The organism is Aeromonas salmonicida subsp. salmonicida (assembly GCF_001643305.1).
Taxonomy (GTDB): Bacteria; Pseudomonadota; Gammaproteobacteria; order Enterobacterales; family Aeromonadaceae; genus Aeromonas; species Aeromonas salmonicida.
In genome coordinates this window covers 168,019-186,177 of sequence record NZ_LSGW01000047.1, presented here as the reverse complement: position 1 = coordinate 186,177, position 18,159 = coordinate 168,019, and the positions used below count along the sequence as shown (strand labels likewise).

Genomic DNA, 18,159 nt, shown 5'->3' with positions numbered 1-18,159 from the left:
GAGAAAACATCATGAAAGCATATATTGGTCTGTTGCGGACCGGTCTGACGGCCCTGTTGCTCTGGTGCGCGCTGCCCGCCTTTGCAGCCGAACTGCCACCCCTCTCGCTGGCGGATGCCAAGGCCAAACAGGCTGTGATTCTGGATACCCGTGCCAGCCACTTCTATCAGGGCTGGCCCATGGAAGGGGAGAAGCAGGGGGGCCACGTTGCTGGCGCCGAAAATCTCTCGGCCGACTGGAAATACAGCGATGACGAATGGCCCAAGGCGCTGGAGATCAAGGGCTTGAAAGCCGATCGTCCGGTGGCGCTCTATGGCGAGCCGCGGGAAGTGGCCGAGGTGGCCCGTCTGCTGCGCAAGCAGGGCATCAAGCAGCTGTTCGAGCTGCAAGCGTGGAAAGCTGCGCCACGCGAGTATCTGGCGCGCTGGCAGCAGCTGGTCTATCCGCGTTGGCTGGCGGACCTGCAGGAAGGCAAACCCGTGGTTGCCGCCCCCAAAGGGGAGTGGAAGCTGTTCGAAGTGGATTGGGGTTCACCCAAGGCCTATCTCATCAGTCACATACCCGGGGCTGGCTATATCGATACCAACCGCCTGGAAGAGGAGCCGTTGTGGAACAAGGTCTCTGACGAGGCGCTCAAGGCGCTGCTGCTGGAAAATGGCATCCGTCACGACACTACCGTCATCCTCTATGGTCGCAACACAATGGCGGCAGCCCGCGCGGCGCACCTGATGATGTATGCCGGCGTGGCCGATGTGCGCCTGCTGGATGGCGGCCTCGATGCCTGGTTCGTGCAGCACCTGCGCACCGAAACCGGCCTGCCCAACAAGTTCGAGCCAGTGAAAGAGTTTGGCGTGGCCATTCCGGCTCATCCCGAGTACTACACCACACTCGATCAGGCCAAGGCGTTGCTCAAGCAGCCCGACAGTGCCCTGGTCAGCGTGCGCACCTGGGACGAGTTTGTCGGCAATACCTCAGGTTACAGCTACATCAAGCCGAAAGGCGACATTCCGGGGGCCAAGTGGGGTCGTGGTGGCGTGGATGCCAACAGCATGAGTGACTTCCACAACCCGGACGGCACCATGAAACCGGCCCGCGAGATTCTCACTATGTGGGATGAGTGGAATATCGAGCCAACCCAGCAGGCCGCCTTCTACTGCGGTACCGGCTGGCGCGCCTCCGAAGCCTTCTTCTACGCCTGGTTGATGGACTGGAAGCGGATCAGCGTCTATGACGGTGGCTGGTACGAGTGGAGTGCAGACCCTGCTAACCCCACAGTGACCGGTGAGCGTCAGCCCGCCAAGTCATGAAGAGGCAGTAACAAGAGGCCGGACAGATGTCCGGCCTTTTTGTATCCGCTCGGGCCTGCGCCAGTGGGACACACCACTTTGCGAGTGACAATCAGGTCGATGCAAGGAGTGACCAATGAGACGGATATGGATAGGCCTGCAGGTGACAGTGGCCAGCTGGGTGGTCGTAAGTAGCTGATTTTTGACATGGATCCCGTTCCGACAATCCGTTTTCCCGGGGCAATGGGGTTGAGCTAGGCTTCAGTCACCATCCTCGTGGTGAGGGTGAGGGTGAAGAGGGAGACGAGACAGGCGATGAAGCAACTGATGATGATCCTGGTGTGCGCACTGGGACTCGTGGCGTGTAGCTCTCAATACATCATGAGTACCAAGGATGGGAAGATGATCACCACCGACAGCAAGCCCAAGCTGGATGAGAGCACCGGCATGTACCGCTATTACGATACCGAAGGGCGGGAGGTGATGATCAAGCAGGATGATGTCACCCAAATCATGGAGCGTTGAGGCTCCACCAAAGAACAAGGGCTGCCCGTGAGCAGCCCTTGTTCTTTTCGGCCTCAGGTTATCTGGGCCACCTGGCGGTTGACCTGACCGACAAACAGTTGATGGAAGCGGGAGTGGGAGTTGGCCAGCAGGCTGACCGGCGAGCCTTGCTCCACCACTGTGCCGGCCTCCATTACCACCACCTTGTCCACCGACAGCAGCGGCTCCAGATGGTGGGCGATGACCAGATAACTGGCCTCCGGCCGATAGCGATAGAGCAGCTCCGCCATCTTGCGCATGCCGCCGTGATCGAGATCCGAGGTGGCCTCGTCCAGCACTATGAGCGGGCGACGTGACAGCAGTATGCGGGCGATCACCAGCAGCTGGGTCTCGCCGGCCGAGAGTTGCAGCTTGTCGAGGTCCTCGTCCAGCCTGCCAGCGCAGCGCTCGGCCAGACCGACCCGGGCCAGTGCCAGCTCCAGCGCCTCGTCATCCTGCTCGGTGAGCGGTGCCAGGTTGGCGCGCAAAGATCCGAAGAAGGTGAGGGGCGTCTGGGAGACGGTGTCGTAGAGATCCCGTACCGCCTCCGGTGCAAGCCGGGACAGCGGTTGATCGCCGTAGTAAATCTCTCCCTGTGAGGCCGGATACATGGCTTGCAGCACACCGAGCAGCGAGCTCTTGCCCGCACCGGTACGACCGCAGACCCCCACCTTCTCGCCGGGGGCCAACTCGAAGTTCACCTTGTGCAGGGCCCACTGGCTCGCCTCCGGATAGCGCAATCCCAGGTTGTCGAAGCGCACCCCGGGATGGGGCGTCACCAGCGCTTCCCCATGCTGGCGCTCACTCTCGATTTCACTGTATTCGCGCACCCGCTCCACCGCATTCATCACCTGCTCCACTTCGGCAAAGGTGCGAATGAGGGAGTTGAGCATGGCCGAGGCGGTAAAGGCGTAGGTGATGGCGACGGCCCCCAGCAGCGAGCTGTTGCCAAAGGCCACCATCAGCGCCACGGCGCCTACCAGCACGGCGGAGAGCAGGGTCTGGTGCATGCCGAGCCAGCGGTTGATGGAAGTGGTGGTGTACCAACTGCGCAGGTTGTTGTCATAGTGCAGCAGCACCTGATCCAGCGCGAAGCGCTCGGCTCCGGCCAGACGCAGGGCGGGGGCTCCGCGAATGGTCTCGCTGATGCTGATGTAGAGCGGCGAGCGCAGCACGGATGCCTGACGCCGCAGCTTGAGTTGCACCGCCCGGTAGCGCCGTTGCAGCACATAGAGCGCCCAGCCCACCAGGGGGGCAATGAGCAGCAGCAGCGGCATGTTGACGCCTATCACCACCACCTGCAGCAGCACTGAGATGAGCATGCCGAACAGCCCCATCAGCATGGACAGCAGTATCTCCTGCGCCTCCCCGAGATCCCGGTCGAAGCGGTTGAGGATGCGCCCCTGCGGCACCTTGTCGAAGAAGGCCATGGGGGCGCGGCTGATGCGACTCAGCATGCCGTCGAACAGGGTCCAGGCCAGCTTGAGCCCCAGTTTGTAGTTGATGACCCGCACCACCATGATGCAGACCAGCGATCCTGCCCCCAGCAGCACATAGATGCCGAGCAGCGAACTCACCTCTGTGAGCCCGGCCTTGCCGCCGAGCCAGAGATCCGAGGCGATGCGCAGCCCCTCCTGCCCCAGGGTGAGCAGCAGGGCGATCAGGATGGCGCCCGGGGCGGCGAGACGCTGCCACATGAAGCCGAACAGGCCCCAGTCCACCTTGCCTTCCACCACCTTCTCTTCGCTGAACTGTTCAGCCTCCTGCGGTGCCACCATGGGGGCGGGAAGCGGGTGCTGGATGAGATCCGCCAGCTGGCGGGCATCGAGCTCAACCAGTCGGCCCTGCTCGATGCGGATCACCCGATCGCAGTGGGCCAGCACGTCCGGATCGTGGCTCACCAGCAGTCGGGTCGGGCCCGGTTTGAAGGCGAGCCCTTGCTCCAGCACCTGGGCCGAGACGATGGGGTCCAGTGCCGAGAGGGGGTTGTCCAGCAGCAGGATATCGGCCTGGGCATAGAGGGCGCGGGCCAGGGCGACTCGCTGCTGCTGACCGCCGGAGAGGCGGGTACCCAGCTCCCCCACCAGGGTCTGATCGCCGTGGCTGAGCAGGTTGAGGTCGGCGCCGAGGGCGCAGGCTCCCAGCACCCAGCGATAGCGTTCACCGTGCCAGGGCTGACCGAACAGTATGTTGTTACGAATGGTGTCGTTCATCAACCAGGGCTTGTGGCCCAGGTGGGCGACCCGGCCGTGACGGCGGATCTCTCCCTCGAAGCTGTCATCGAAGCCGGCGATGAGGTGCAGGAGGCAGCTCTTGCCTGAACCGGTGGGGCCCGTGATCCCCACCAGTTCCCCCGGCTCTATGATGAGGCTTGCCCCTTGCAGTACCGGCTTTTGCTGGTGCAGGGCAGTGACCGAATCGACCCGCAGGCTGCCGACGGGCAGGCTGGCATCGGTGAGATCCCTGTGCTGCTCCGGGCTGTTGAGGAACTCGCACAGCCGGTTGAAGCCGGTGTTGAAGTTGATCAGGGTGCGGATGAGATAGGGCAGTCGCATCATGGGGATCCGCAGCACGGCGAACAGGGCTATGGTGGTGAACACTTGGGGCAGGGTCAGGCTCTGGCCCGATACCAGATAGGTGGTGAAGGTGGCCAGGGTCACCAGCAGCGGCGTGCTCAGCATCAGGCTGTCGTTGATGGCATCGAGCTTGAGCACCCGACCGAGCACCCCCAGCTCCTGCTGGCGTTTGGCGTTGGCCGCCCGGGTGAAGAAGGCGCCTAGCCCGTTCTGGCGCACCAGCCGCAGCTTCTTGATGTATTCCGCCAGTATGCCGTTGCGCTCGTCCTGCTGGCGCTTGAGCTGTTGCTCCTGCTGGTTCATCCGCCGCACCACCCGGGTGGAGATGAGCAGCAGCAGGGTGAGCACCGCAAAACCCACCAGGCCTGCGCTGCCCACTTGCCACACCAGCAGGGCTATGGTGCCCAGCAGTTGCAGTGCCATGGTGAGCGGCATGGCGGGGTCGGCCAGGATCCAGGTTATGTCCCACACATCCCGATTGATGAGGTTCTGCACCCGACCGCCGGCCCTGTCGTCGAAGCTCTTGCCCCCCAGTTTCATCACCTTGGCCAGCAGGGCTTCGGCCAGCAGGCGGCGAATGGGGACGTGCATCTTGAGCGCCAGCTGCAACGAGTGCTCCGCCAGCATGCCGGCGGCGAGCACAGAGGCAAACAGGGCGAAAGCCAGCAGCAGTTTTTGTTCCGTGGGGGCGCCCGCACCGAGCTGGGTCATGCTGTGGTTGAGCAGCCAGGGGCTGGCCAGGGTCGCCAGCATGCCGAGCAGCTGCAACAGGGTGAGCAGGCCAATCCGCCCCTTGTAATGGCGCCAGATAAAGGCGGTGATGGGCCAGGGGCGTACCGGCTGGGTGGCGGTGAGCTGAAGGAAGGCATCGGCCCTGCCATCCCGTCTGTCTTCCGGCAGCAGGGGATAGAGATCGTCGAGGCCGACCTGGGGTTCGGTCAGCCCCTTGCGTTGCAGCGGGCCCGTCCAGTGATAGAAGAGGCGGCTCAGCCAGCCGGCCGAGATTTCCGGGTGATCCAATGGGTGTCCTTATTATTGTGCTGCTTCCAAAGGGTGGGGCGACTCATGGGTCGCCCTCGATATTATGTGTATCCCGACGGGCTCGTCGCCCGGCCGGGATCAGCGCTCCCGGTTCAGCCGGATGAGGCGGTCCAGGATCTGCTCGCCATCGACTCGCAAGCCGTTGTGCTCGTACTCGTTGGTGATCCAGGTGCGGCTGTTGCCGAGGCCCTTGAGGGTCTCGCGGCTGTAGTCGAACTCCACATACATGTCTTCGGCATAGACGGCGCAGGCCACAGGCACAGTGTTGCGGGCCAGCTGCGCGGGATCATAGAGGGGGCCCCAATCCGCCTTTTTGGCCAGCAGGTGGGCCGCTTCCTTGAGTGGTATCAGCTCACGGAACTGCTCGAACATCCAGGGGAAGATCATCTCGCCGGTGAAGGCGAAATCCTTGCCGGGTGCCCAGGCCAGGGCCGGATATTCGGCTCTGACCCGCTCGGCCGCCCAGTTGCTGGCGGCCCCTTCGGCGTAGATGGACTCATGCAGTATGGCGAACACAGGGTTGGTGTTGAACGGCTGCATGGCTTGCAGCTGATAGAGGAAGGCGGGGTTGAGCCGCTCGCCGATGAAGGCATCTTCCAGCAGGTAGTAGAGCTCCTCGAAGGCACCGCTGGCGCCGAGATCCAGCCCCTGCTGCTGCAACTGCTCCACCGTCAGGCGCTGGCCGTTGGGCAGGCGCACCTCGTGGCTGTGCAGGTGGTTTGCCAGCCGGTTGGCGATGGCCTGGGCATGGGGGAAACGGACGAAGAAGGCGCGGTTCTTGTCCGCCACCCGCTGATAGGTGGCGCGGTAGACCTCATCTGCACTGCGGCCTATGGGGGCCACGCCGCCGGTGAGGTAGACCTCGTGCAGGCTGTCCGGGAACAGGGAGAGATAGGTGAGGCTGCAAAAGCCACCAAAGCTCTGGCCAAGCAGGCTCCAGGGGCGAGCAGGACTCAGGATGGCGCGAACATATTCCGCATCGCGCACTATGCTGTCGGCGCGAAACAGGCTGAGGTAGTCGGCCTGCTCCTGGGCGCTGCGCTGGGCCAGCGCATCGGCACTGATGGGGGTTGAATGGCCGGTGCCGCGCTGATCGAGCAGCAATACCCGAAACTCCTGCAGTGCCCGCTTGAGCCAGCCGCTATTGGCGGTCGGACGCGGGGCACCAAAGCCGGGCCCCCCTTGCAGGAACAGCAGCCAGGGCAGCTCCTCGTGCAGCCTGTCCTGGCGGCAGAGGGTGCGACCAAACAGGATGAGCGTCTCCTCATCGTCCGGCTGCTGGTGATCAAGGGGCACGGTGAAGAAGTGTGGCTCGCAATGGATGCCGTCCAGCACGTAACGCAAGGGGCTGCTCATCTGACGTTCTCCCTGAACGAGGTGATTTTGTGGTGGGAGCCATATCATAACCATGGCCCCCGGCCCGGTCACGCCGGTTTTTGAAAGGGGTGGCAAGATGGGTAATTTCCCTCCTTTTACTCGCGATCCTGTGCCCGCCGTCAGCCCCTTGTGTTCTGGCTCATGAAATCCTCATCCTCTATGTCTATCGCTGTCTATCGCTGTCTATTGCCCCCCTTCTATCAAGGTGACATCCGGTGTGGCATCGACAAAAAGCCACCGCCACACCCTGTTTTTGTGACCTCCAGATGACCGTTTTCATGGCTGGGGGTGGGCAACTGACTGAAATGAATTTGGTTGTTTTCTGCTCTGAATAGTAACCTTTTAGAAATAAATTTATTTGATGTATAAATTAAATTCACACCTTTCGTTATTGTGTATCTGTTTGTTTTTTAATGTTGTTTTTGTTTTTGTTTTTGTTTTTTTCTGCATTTTGTTTTTTTATTCACTTTTTTTACGTGGTTAATCCTTTCTGCTCTAATCTTTATGGTTGTTACTGGTTGAACAATCAATTAACAAAAACATGCCCATAGTCGGAGTCTTTGAAGTACGTCATCAGGAACCGATCCAGGCCACCATCTCTTCGGTGGACGAGTTCGGTTTGCAACACACCACCATCCATCACATCTGTGTCAAAGCGGGCTTGTTTTCTGGCCTCAGGCCAGCCACGAACCGTGCCCGTCTGCAGTACAACACATCCCCATGAGCGATGGCTTCTGGCTACGCAGTGCTTTGAGCCCCAGCCCTGAACCCGACTTCAGCCGCGCCGAGCGGCTTTGCAAACTCTTTATCCAGCAACGACTGACCCCAGCGGAGTGAATTCATGTCTTTGAAGCGTTATCAGAATTTTGTCGACGGCCGTTATCTGGCCAATGCCTCGGGCGAGTACTTCGAGGTCATTAATCCTGCTAGCGGGGCCGTCATCTACGAGGTCGAGGTGGCCGATGAGGCAGTGCAAACTGCGGCCATTGCGAGTGCCCAGAAGGGTTTTGCGCTCTGGTCGGCCATGAGTGGGGTCGAGCGTGGCCGGATCCTGTTGCGGGCCGTGGCTTTGCTGCGTGAGCGTAACGATATCCTTGCCGCCATCGAGGTAGCCGACACCGGCAAGCCCTGGCAGGAAGCCTCTGTGGTGGACGTGGTGACTGGCGCCGACAGCATTGAGTTCTTCGCCGGCCTGGCTGCCGCCATCGAGGGCAATCAGCAGCAGCTGGGGGCTGATTTTTACTACAGCCGCCGCGAGCCCCTCGGCATCTGTGCCGGGATCGGCGCCTGGAACTACCCGCTGCAAATTGCCTGCTTGAAGGCGGCCCCCGCGCTGGCCTGCGGCAACAGCATGATCTTCAAACCCTCCGAGGAGACGCCCCTCGGTGCCCTCAAGCTGGCGGAGATCTTCATCGAGGCCGGCATGCCCGCCGGCGTCTTCAATGTGGTGCAGGGGGATGGCCGGGTTGGTGCCTGGCTGAGTCAGGTACCCGAGGTGGCCAAGATCTCCTTCACCGGCGAGGTGGGCACTGGCAAGAAGGTGATGCGCGCCGCTGCTGAGACCCTCAAGGGGGTGACCATGGAGCTGGGGGGCAAGTCCCCTCTCATCATCTTCGACGATGCGGATCTGGAAGAGGCGGTCAGCGCCGCCATGGTGGCGAACTTCTATACCCAGGGCGAGGTGTGCACCAATGGCACCCGCGTCTATGTGCAACAGGGGATCTACCCCACCTTCATGGCGCGGCTGCTGGCCCGTACCAGGGACAATATTCGGGTCGGCGACCCCATGGAACCGACCACCAACTTCGGTGCCCTCATCTCCCGCGAGCATCAGCGCAAGGTGCTCGACTACATCCGCATCGGCCAGGAAGAGGGGGCCACCCTGCGCTGTGGCGGGGAGGCGCTGCGGCCGGCCATGGCGCCGGATGGCTTCTTCGTCGCCCCCACCATCTTCAGCGAGTGTCGGGACGAGATGCGGATCTGCCGCGAAGAGATCTTCGGCCCCGTAATGTCCGTGCTCAGTTTCGAGCAGGAAGAGGAGGTGGTGCGGCGAGCCAACGACACTGCCCTGGGGCTGGCGGCCGGTGTCTTCACCCGGGATATTCGCCGCGCCCACCGGGTGGTGCACCAGCTGCAGGCCGGGATCTGCTGGATCAACAGCTATGGCGCCTCCCCGGCCGAGATGCCGGTGGGCGGCTTCAAGCAGTCCGGCATAGGGCGGGAGAACGGCCTGGCGACCCTGCAACACTACACCCAGCTCAAGTCCGTCTATGTCGGCATGCAAGCGATCCAGAGTCCGTTTTAAGGAGGCACCATGACGCAATTCGATTACATCATAGTGGGGGCGGGCAGCGCTGGCTGCGTGCTGGCCAACCGCCTGAGCGAGGATGGTCAGCACAGGGTGCTGCTGCTGGAGACGGGGGGCAGCGACAAGAGCATTTTCATCCAGATGCCGACCGCCCTCTCCATCCCCATGAACACCAAAAAGTATGCCTGGCAGTGCGAGACCGAGCCCGAGCCCCATCTGGACGGGCGGCGCATGTACTGCCCACGGGGCAAGGTACTGGGAGGCTCTTCCTCCATCAACGGCATGGTCTATGTGCGCGGCCATGCCGGAGACTTTGACGAGTGGCAGCAGGCGGGGGCGCAGGGCTGGGACTATGCCCATTGCCTGCCCTACTTCAAGCGGGCCGAGCAGTGGGCCTTCGGTGGGGATGAGTATCGCGGCGCTGAGGGACCCCTTGGGGTCAACAATGGCAACCAGATGCAAAATCCCCTCTATCAGGCTTTCGTCGATGCCGGTGTGGAAGCGGGCTACGACGGGACGGCGGATTACAACGGCTGCCAGCAGGAGGGGTTCGGCCCCATGCACATGACGGTGAAGCAGGGAGTGCGCAGCTCCAGTGCCAATGCCTATCTCAGACCCGCCATGGGGCGGGCCAACCTCACTGTGCTGACCGGTGCCCTGGTCCACAAGGTACTGCTCGAGGGCAAACAGGCGGTCGGGGTGCGCTTCGAACGCAAGGGCAAGATGGAGGAGGTGAGAGCCGGCAAGGAGGTGATCCTGAGTGCAGGCCCTATCGGCTCACCTCATCTGCTGCAACTCTCCGGCATCGGCGATCCCGATACTCTGAGGGCGGCAGGGATAGGGGTACTGCACCCTCTGCCAGGGGTGGGCGAAAACCTGCAGGACCATCTGGAGTTCTACTTCCAGTTTCGCTGTCAGCAACCCATCACCCTCAATGGCAAACTGGGTCTGTGGGACAAATTCCTCATCGGCAGCCGCTGGCTGCTGCACAAGGACGGTCTGGGGGCGACCAATCACTTCGAGTCTTGTGGCTTCATTCGCTCCAAAGCCGGAGTTCCTTGGCCGGATCTGCAGTACCACTTCCTGCCCGCTGCCCGCTGCCATGCGTTATGACGGCAAGGAGGCGTTTGCAGGGCACGGTTTCCAGGTACACATAGGTCATAACAAGCCCCGCAGTCGTGGTCAGGTGCAGGTGCGCTCGGCCGACCCCCGTCAGGCCCCCGCCATCCGCTTCAATTACCTCTCCCATCCGGATGATGTCGAAGGATTTCGCGCCTGCGTGCGACTGACCCGGGAGATCATCGGTCAACCGGCCCTGGATGCCTATCGGGGAGAGGAGATACAGCCAGGGGGGGCGGTACAAAGCGATGAGCAGATAGATGCCTTTGTACGCAGTGCCGTGGAGAGCGCCTACCACCCCGCCTGCTCCTGCAAGATGGGGACGGATCCCATGGCGGTGGTGGATCCCGAGACCCGGGTTCATGGTCTGCAGGGGCTGCGGGTGGTGGATTCCTCCATCTTCCCGACCATTCCCAACGGCAACCTCAATGCCCCCACCCTGATGGTGGCCGAGCGCGCCGCCGACCTGATCCTAGGCAAGGTGCCACTGATGGCGCACCCGGTCGAGGTGGGGCTGGCCGAGCACTGGCAGGAGAAGCAGCGTCCGCGGGAGCCAGTGCGTTCCCTGATTTGAGCCCGTGGGTTGAATAAATAGAGATGCCACCACCCGGATGGCAGTTCGTCAGACCTTAGCTATCGCCCATCGCGCTTGATACCGGCGATAGCTAAGCCCTGATCCCGTGTCCATTTCCCCTCGCCACTGCGGGGTTGGGGGAGTCATGTCCGCAGGAAGCCGAACTGCCTCTTGAACACCACAATGCAATGACAAGGAGCACTTATGTTTGGTCACGAAAGGGATATCGCAGGAGGTCAGTCATGACAGTCTGGCTCAGTGCAGGAATACTGTTTACCTTTGCCGCCATCGCCTTTGTGCTCTATCGCTGGGGCAATATTCGTTGTATCGGTACCACGCCGGTGCGCACCTTTACCTTCGTCGCCATCCTGCTCACCTCCGGCCTGGATGTGGGGCTCATCATGTTCCCGCTCACCGAGTTTGCTGGTTATGCCGATCTACAGGCGAGCCCGGAATATGGCTTCACCAATCCGCTTGCCATTGAATTCGGTTACTGGGGATTTCTCATCTGGGGTTTCTACTTTCTGACCTGTTTCTATTTCTGCGTGATAGAACCCAGAGTGAAGTTCTTTGAGCTGGCGCCGGTGAAGTTCCTCAACAACCTGGTGATCATAGGCACCTGTGCCTTCACCGCCTATCTGCTGCTGAGCAACCTGCCCTGGTATCTGCCCCAGATCGGGGATGGCGAGAGCCTGGTGGCGAGTTTTTACCTGATAGTGCTGCTGGTGATAGCGCTCTCCATCTATTCGAGCACCAGCCTGAAGTTCGTCAGGATCCTGAGCCTGGGCACGACGACCTGCTTCATCGCCCTGATCGCCTTGATGTGGGGCGCCGCCTTTCTCACGCCGGCAGGAACCCTGGCCGACTTTGCCGCGACGCTGGCGCTGGTGGGAGGATATTTTGGTCACATAGAGCGCTTCGTGCTGCCCCTCAATGATTACCACGCCTTTTATCTCTATTGGTGGTTCTCCTGGAGCATCATGATCGGTCAGTTCACCGCCCGCTTCGTCGGCGGCTTGCGCACCTGGCAACTGCTGGGGGCCATGCTGGTGTTTCCCTCCCTGGCCATCGCCGTCTGGTTCGCCGTGCTCTACTACTACCACGAGCAGGGGCTCTCGACCGCCGGCTTCTTCAACTGGGCTATGGTCGCCGTGGGGATCACCATGGTGATCAACTCCCTCGACTCCCTGATCCGCCTCTATACCGACAACCTGGGGTTGACGACCCAGCGGCTCGGCCAGTGGCGTTACTTCGGGCTCAACCTGCTAATGCTGGCCAGCTTGACCCTGCTGTTCAAGCTCGACTTCCTGCAGATCCAGTGGGTCGGTGCCCTGGTGATCGGCCTCTTCTTCGCCTGTTTCGGCTACATCATCAGGTACAAGCTGAAGGCGGTGAGCAGCATAGAGGGCGCGCCAAAGGAGAATCGCCTCGACTACGGCAAGATAGAGCTGGCCGGATAAGAGGGGGGAGCCAGGGGCGCAGAGTCGGTGTGCTTCAAGCTCGGAGCCGCCGGTCAGTCACCCCCTTGTGAGCCAGGCGTACGATCGCCCGCACATCCGCGAGTCAGCATGCTCATGAAGCGGGACAGGGTGGGTCTCTTTGATGAATTTATTATCGAGGTGAATATTGATGATAAAGGGGGGCTGATACAAAGATGGCTCGCCTGCCGATGTGTGCAGGGGCCAGTGCTGGAACAGGGTGAGGTGGGCTCGATGAAGCCATCGTGGATACGACGTCGGAAAAAAGAGAAAGGGGTAAACCCGGAAGGCGTGCTGCAGACAGGGCTCTTGCTGTTTAGCGCCGCCTGTGGAGCTACCCTGCTATTGGCAGCCTGCAACGGCAGCTGAAACAGGCATAAAAAAAGCCCGCTCGATGAGCGGGCCCTTCAAATTTGGCTCCTCCTGCTGGACTTGAACCAGCGACATACGGATTAACAGTCCGCCGTTCTACCGACTGAACTAAGGAGGAATTATTGGTGCCCAGAGACGGAATCGAACCGCCGACACGGGGATTTTCAATCCCCTGCTCTACCGACTGAGCTATCTGGGCAACGGCGCGCATTAAACCCTTTATACGCAGATGTGTCAACCACAGGGGGCAGATTGAGGTACCGTTCGCTCGATAACCGAGCAATTTCCCCTCCTGTCAGCGGTTTTTACCCTCAATCCTGCCTTGTTGTGCTGTTTTTTCGTTGTGGGCAATGAAAAAGGGGGCCTGAGCCCCCTGGGTGCATTGGATGACTCAGTGACGGCTGACTATGATCCGTCCCGTGCTCATGTCGCGGGCCTGACCCGTGACGCTGATCTTGAGGCCATGCTCGGGCAGCAGGCGACCCGCATCCGGGATCTCCTTGCTCTGGTAGCTGCGGGAATCCTTGAACACCCGGTTCGGGGTGACCCAGAAATCGCGCAGCAGGGAGCCGCTCGGGTGCTTGAGGTTGAGCGGTTGCTGGAAGCCCAGGCTGAAGGTGGCATCGTGGATCTGGTAGCGGGTGCCGGCGACGGCGCCGTCACTCCACTTCAGAGTGCGTTGGTCTGCATCAACGACGCCGAGGAAGCCCTCACCCGGGTGGACGCCTACCCAGTTGTTGTCCTGGCTGTTGTCCACGTACCAGAGCAACATGCCCGGCTCGTAGCGCATCAGCTGGTCAGACACATTGATGTGGGCCAGTCCCTTGTCGACCCCCGCATGGTTGCGCCACTCGGCCAGATAGTAGTGATCCTTGGCCTCGTTGCCGTTGCTCTTCACAAACCCGGCCAAGGTAAAAGCGGAGTTGCCTTCGGCCCCGTCGCTCACCAGCGTATCCCCGTCGGCCAGGATCAGGATCTCGTCCACGAACAGGCCGTTCTCGGCCACGCCGCCATCGCTCAGGTATTGCAGGGTCAGGTTTATCTTCTGACCGGCCCAGGGGCTCAGGTCAAATTCGGCATCGGTCCAGCCATTGGAGTTGCCCGTGATGCCGATGCCAAAGCCGATCCCGTTCGGATCGTCGCTGGTGGTCAGGTTGCCGGGGATGGGCTGACCGTTGACCAGCACCCGCCCATAGTCAAACCCCTCTTCAATCTGGTACCAGGCCTTGAACGCCAGACTGGCGCTCTGCTTGCCGGTCAAGTCCAGGGTGAGGTTCATGCGGTTGTCGAGGTTGTTGGCCTTGCCACCGTGGTATTCGTATTGGCCGGCATAAGGCGGATTGAGCGGGATCTGCTTGGCGGGCAGATTGATGCGTACCACGTCGTCGTTGCGGCCCTTGTCGTTGGCTTGATCCAGCATGTAGACGTTGCCGCGGGGGCTGAGATCGGCGAGCTGCACATTGCTGCCGTGCAACCAGTTGCCGCCGAGGGAGGCCTGCAGGAACTCCTTGGCCCAGGCGGAGAAACCGGTCGGCTCTGTGCCGCCTATCACGCCGGCCCAGGAGCCGGATGACATGATGGACCAGGTGGCCACAGGTTCACCCTTGCCGGTGTACTTGGTGTCGTACTCGTCCGGCAGTCCCAGATCGTGGCCATATTCATGGGCACAGACCCCGGCCGCCGCATCGATGGGCTGGATGGTGTAGTCGTAGGCGGCAAACTGGCCGCCGAAGTTGCCGTTCGGGCTGCTGGTGCCGGGGATGGGGAAGGGGGCGCCCAGGTTCCAGCGATGGGCCCAGATGGCATCCTCGCCAAGATCGCCACCACCGGCCTCTTCCCCCACGCTGGAGTGGAAGATCATCAGGTGGTCGATGAGACCATCCGGCTCGTTCCGGTTGCCGTTGCCGTTGAGATCGTAACGATCCTCCTGGTCAAACTGGGCCAGATCGATGGAGGGGTCATTGGCCACCTGGATCAACGCCTCCTTCACCAGGTCCCGAATGGTATTGGGGGTGGCATTGGCGCCGTAGTAGGCGGCATTCTTGTCGGCGGTATACCAGCCCGCCACCTGACCGCGCACGCTGTAGCTCTTGCCGGATTGCTGCTCGTAGAACTGGCGCATGGAGATGAAAGTTTCACCGTTCGGGCCCTTGTAGCCCTTGCCGGAGAACAGCAGGTCGTTGTAGTGCTCGGGTGTGTAGTCCGGGTAGTACATCTTGGTGAGATCCGGGGTGACGCTGTTCTTCGGGTAGTCGGGAAAGTCCACCAGGATGGCGAGGATCTTGTCCTTGCGCATCTTGCCGTTGTAGTGCTCCTTCTCGATGGACTTGAGCAGCAGGGTGGGCACCCGGTCGCCGGGACGGGCCGTGCCGTTCAGGCGGATCTTCTTGAGGATGGTCTCCCGCATCTTGCCCTCTTTCACCGCCAGGGTGCCGCTGTGGCCCTGGTAGGCTCGCGACTTCTCGCGATAAAAACGGGCGAGGGCGGCCTGCTCCATCTCGGGGGAGGCCAGGGTGGGGATGCGGCCGCTTTTCTTCAGCATATCCAGCACCTTCACCTCGTCGGCCAGGGGGGCATCGAACGGGCCATGTACCGGGGCGGCCATGGCGTGGTTTCCAATCATAAGGGTTGAGCCGATGATCAGGCTCATTATTGTTTTTTTAGGCATTCTATGTGCTCCTTCACATGATAAAAGGGAGCCTTGCTGGCTCCTCTTTCCGTACGGGCCCTGTTGCGCCCGCGTCCCTTGATACACCCCTTGAGTGACTCTTGTCACTGAGTGAAAACTGGTGGATAGTGCTGATTTCACAGTACTTTTCGATGGGGTTGTGCGTATCGTCCATCCAGATGTGAAGTTCCGTATGGGACATTTCACGAGAAGCGGCAGATTACACTTTATTAACCTTTTATGATGGCACCCCATTTGGGGTGGCCCCGGGCGAGCCGCTATCTTGGCTTGCGCATTGAGCCGGATGCACTCTGCGGGTATGCTTTGCCGCAACTATGCCGCGCCGGGTGAATGTGAGCCGAAGCAGGCACCCGATTGCCGACGGCATGTGACACTAACAAAGTAGTAGCTGGGGTTAATATGAGTCTTGATATGCAAGAGTGGCGTGCAGAGACCACCGCCATCGTCAACGAGTTGCTGGCCGATGGCAGCAACCCGGATCTGGAATATGACATTGAGCACCACTTCGCCTGTCAGGATTTCGATCAGCTGGAGAAAGCGGCCGTCGACCTGTTCAAGGCCGGTTTTGAAGTGACTGACGCGGAAGAGATGGAGCTGGATGACGGCGCCCCCATCTTCTGTTTCGATGCCACCATAGAGCGCAAGCTGGACATAGAGACCATAGTGGCCGACATCGAGAAAATGTTGCCGATCCTCAAAAAGTACGGCGTGGATTACGACGGGTGGGGTACTTACTTCCAGGAGTAAGGACGACAGCGGGTGTCGGCGCTGTGCCGGACAACAAAAAGGCCACTTTCGAGTGGCCTTTGTTTTGTCTGCGGTCAGCTGCCGGGCAACTGGTAGTTGCGGGCAAACTCGTCGGGTGGCAGTGGGCGGCTGAACAGGTAGCCTTGCAGCCGATCACAACCGGCTTGTACCAGCCAGGCTTGCTGCTCGGGGGTTTCAACCCCTTCGGCGGTGATCCTGATCCCAAGCTCGTGGCCCAAGCCGATGACGGAGCGCACTATGGCGGTGGTGGCCTGGTTGGTGGCCAGCCCCTGGGTGAAGCTGCGGTCCAGCTTGAGGGTAGCCACCTGCAGCCGTGGCAGGTAGGCGAGCGAGCAGTAACCTGTGCCGAAGTCATCGATGGCGAGCTGGAACCCCGCCTCAATCAGATTGGCGAGGTTGCTCTCAATCTCGTCGGCGTTCTCCATCAGCACCCCTTCGGTGATCTCCAGCTCCAGTTGCCAGGGGGCAAGCCCGTGACGCTCTATGCAGGCGAAGATCTGCGGGCAGAGGTCGGGGTCACGAAATTGCAGCGGTGACAGATTGATTGAGAGCACCAGATCCGGTGCCGCACCCTGCCAGCGAGCCAGTTGGGCACAGCCCTGTTCCAGCATGCGCTGACCGAGCTGGCCGATGAGCCCCAGCTCCTCTGCCAGCGGGATGAATTCATCTGGCGAGATCATGCCGAGTTCGGGGTGGGGCCAGCGGCAGAGCAGTTCAGCCCCGTGCAACTGGTTGTTGCGGGTGCTGATGATGGGCTGATAGACGGCGGTGAGCTGCCCCGATTTGATGGCCAGCGGCAGCTGGGCCGCGATCAGCTGACGGCGTTTGAGTTTGGCATCTAGCTCGGGATCGAACAGGGTACAGTGCTGCTGCTGACGCTTGCCTTGAGCCAGCGCGGCCTCGGCATGGCTCAATAGCCGTTCGGCGTCGTTGGCCCTGCCGTGGGCAATGCCAAGGAACACAGGGATTTGGATCCTGTGCTCTTCGATCTGGTAGGGCACCATCAGCTCGTTTTGCAGGCGGCGACTCCAGTCTGCCAGCGGTTCGCTCAGCTCCGGCAGCAGCATGGCGAAGTCGTCGGCGGCGACCCGGCACACCAGTGACTGGGGCCGCGCCAGCTGTTGCAGACGACGAGCTACCTGGCTCAGCAGGCGATCGGCGACCCGGATGCCGAAGCGGTCATTGATCTCGCGAAAGTGTTGCAGGTCGACCAGCAGCAGGCTGGCCTTGCGGGCCCCGAGGTGGCGGCTGGTCTGCAGAAAATGGGAGAGTTTGAGCAGGCCGGTCAGACTGTCGTAGTGCTGCTCCTGCTGCAACTGGGCCTGGGTGGTCCGCAGTCCCGTGATGTCACGGCTCAAGGTCAGGATGCCGAGGGAGTTGCCCTCGTCGTCCGGCACATCGACTCGGGTTATCTCCAGGTGGCGGCCCTGACCGTTGGCATCCACCAGGCAGTATTCGCCCCGTCCCATGGGTAACTCGGTGGAGAGTCTGTGTGCGACACGCTGGCCGAGCGCCTCGCTCGCCGCCATGCCCATGAAGTCGAGAAAGGCCTGGTTGCAGTCGATGAGCAGTCCCTGATGGTCTTCCAGCCGGATGGGATCCGGGATGGCGTCAAGCAGCCGGCGCTGCAGCAGCTGCTGCTGACGAAAGGTCTGCTCCAGCTCCTTGCGCTGGCCAATCTCGTTGACCATGCCAAACAGCGCCACCGGCTTGCCCTGCTCGTCATAGAGGGGGATCTTGTGGATCTCCATCCAACGGGTGCTGTCGCCACTGTTGCAGTGCAGCTGCTGATAGAGCAAAGGATTGCCCTCTGCCAGCAGGCGATCATCCTCTTCCCGAAAGATGTTGCCCCATGGCATCTCTATGTCCGTCTTGCCGATAAGCTCTTCTGTTTGCTGCAGACCGGCCTGCTCCACAAACGTGCGGTTGGCAAACAGGTAGCGCCCGTCCGTATCCCGACAGAAGATATTCATGGGCAACTGATCGATGATCTGCTGTAACAGCGTCAGGGTGAGCAAGGAATTCACG

General features: G+C 61.1%; 12 protein-coding genes and 2 tRNA genes. 8 read left to right on the top strand and 6 right to left on the bottom strand.

Annotated elements, in window-relative coordinates; translation table 11 throughout:
* Window positions 1-11: 11 nt before the first annotated feature.
* Both AXW79_RS06715 and AXW79_RS06710 read left to right on the top strand, forming a co-directional pair.
* On the top strand, window positions 12-1,307 hold the full coding sequence (locus AXW79_RS06715) for a sulfurtransferase (protein ID WP_005317984.1): 1,296 nt from the start codon (window positions 12-14) through the stop codon (window positions 1,305-1,307).
* A gap of 294 nt (window positions 1,308-1,601) precedes the next feature.
* Complete coding sequence (locus tag AXW79_RS06710; RefSeq protein ID WP_005317982.1) at window positions 1,602-1,811, top strand: YgdI/YgdR family lipoprotein; 210 nt, start codon at window positions 1,602-1,604, stop codon at window positions 1,809-1,811.
* 53 nt (window positions 1,812-1,864) lie between these two features.
* On the opposite strand, the gene AXW79_RS06705 is transcribed toward AXW79_RS06710, so the two are convergent.
* Together AXW79_RS06705 and AXW79_RS06700 are read right to left on the bottom strand one after the other, a co-directional pair.
* Window positions 1,865-5,425, bottom strand: coding sequence for an ATP-binding cassette domain-containing protein (locus AXW79_RS06705; protein WP_005317979.1), 3,561 nt, complete (start codon window positions 5,423-5,425; stop codon window positions 1,865-1,867).
* Window positions 5,426-5,524: 99 nt separating this feature from the next.
* Window positions 5,525-6,802, bottom strand: coding sequence for an alpha/beta hydrolase (locus AXW79_RS06700; RefSeq protein WP_011898392.1), 1,278 nt, complete (start codon window positions 6,800-6,802; stop codon window positions 5,525-5,527).
* Window positions 6,803-7,664: 862 nt separating this feature from the next.
* Between AXW79_RS06700 and betB the strand changes: the two genes are divergently transcribed.
* From betB to AXW79_RS23175, 5 genes are all read left to right on the top strand, one after another.
* Complete coding sequence (betB, locus tag AXW79_RS06690; RefSeq protein ID WP_005317966.1) at window positions 7,665-9,128, top strand: betaine-aldehyde dehydrogenase; 1,464 nt, start codon at window positions 7,665-7,667, stop codon at window positions 9,126-9,128.
* A 9-nt stretch (window positions 9,129-9,137) separates the two neighbouring features.
* The gene (locus AXW79_RS06685) at window positions 9,138-10,244 is read left to right on the top strand and encodes a choline dehydrogenase (protein ID WP_005317963.1); all 1,107 of its coding nucleotides are present in this window, start codon (window positions 9,138-9,140) and stop codon (window positions 10,242-10,244) included.
* Window positions 10,234-10,824, top strand: coding sequence for a GMC oxidoreductase (locus tag AXW79_RS23670; protein ID WP_005317960.1), 591 nt, complete (start codon window positions 10,234-10,236; stop codon window positions 10,822-10,824). Before AXW79_RS06685 ends, AXW79_RS23670 begins: the two co-directional genes overlap by 11 nt.
* A gap of 242 nt (window positions 10,825-11,066) precedes the next feature.
* Entirely contained in the window at window positions 11,067-12,284 is a 1,218-nt protein-coding gene (locus AXW79_RS06680) for a BCCT family transporter (RefSeq protein WP_005317957.1), read from the top strand.
* A gap of 108 nt (window positions 12,285-12,392) precedes the next feature.
* A complete protein-coding gene (locus AXW79_RS23175; RefSeq protein ID WP_017411847.1) occupies window positions 12,393-12,671 on the top strand; it encodes a hypothetical protein in 279 nt (92 codons plus the stop codon).
* A gap of 45 nt (window positions 12,672-12,716) precedes the next feature.
* Here the strand turns inward: AXW79_RS23175 and AXW79_RS06670 are convergent.
* From AXW79_RS06670 to AXW79_RS06660, 3 genes are all read right to left on the bottom strand, one after another.
* A tRNA-Asn gene (locus AXW79_RS06670) sits at window positions 12,717-12,792 on the bottom strand.
* A 5-nt stretch (window positions 12,793-12,797) separates the two neighbouring features.
* A tRNA-Phe gene (locus AXW79_RS06665) sits at window positions 12,798-12,873 on the bottom strand.
* 192 nt (window positions 12,874-13,065) lie between these two features.
* Complete coding sequence (locus AXW79_RS06660) at window positions 13,066-15,342, bottom strand: immune inhibitor A domain-containing protein (protein ID WP_042468086.1); 2,277 nt, start codon at window positions 15,340-15,342, stop codon at window positions 13,066-13,068.
* Between the two features lie 420 nt (window positions 15,343-15,762).
* Here AXW79_RS06660 and rraB point away from each other — a divergent pair, with 420 nt between their 5' ends.
* On the top strand, window positions 15,763-16,110 hold the full coding sequence (gene rraB / locus AXW79_RS06655) for a ribonuclease E inhibitor RraB (RefSeq protein ID WP_011898395.1): 348 nt from the start codon (window positions 15,763-15,765) through the stop codon (window positions 16,108-16,110).
* A gap of 74 nt (window positions 16,111-16,184) precedes the next feature.
* On the opposite strand, the gene AXW79_RS06650 is transcribed toward rraB, so the two are convergent.
* Window positions 16,185-18,158, bottom strand: a complete 1,974-nt coding sequence (locus tag AXW79_RS06650; protein ID WP_005317944.1) for a sensor domain-containing protein — start codon at window positions 18,156-18,158, stop codon at window positions 16,185-16,187.
* Window position 18,159: the final 1 nt, after the last annotated feature.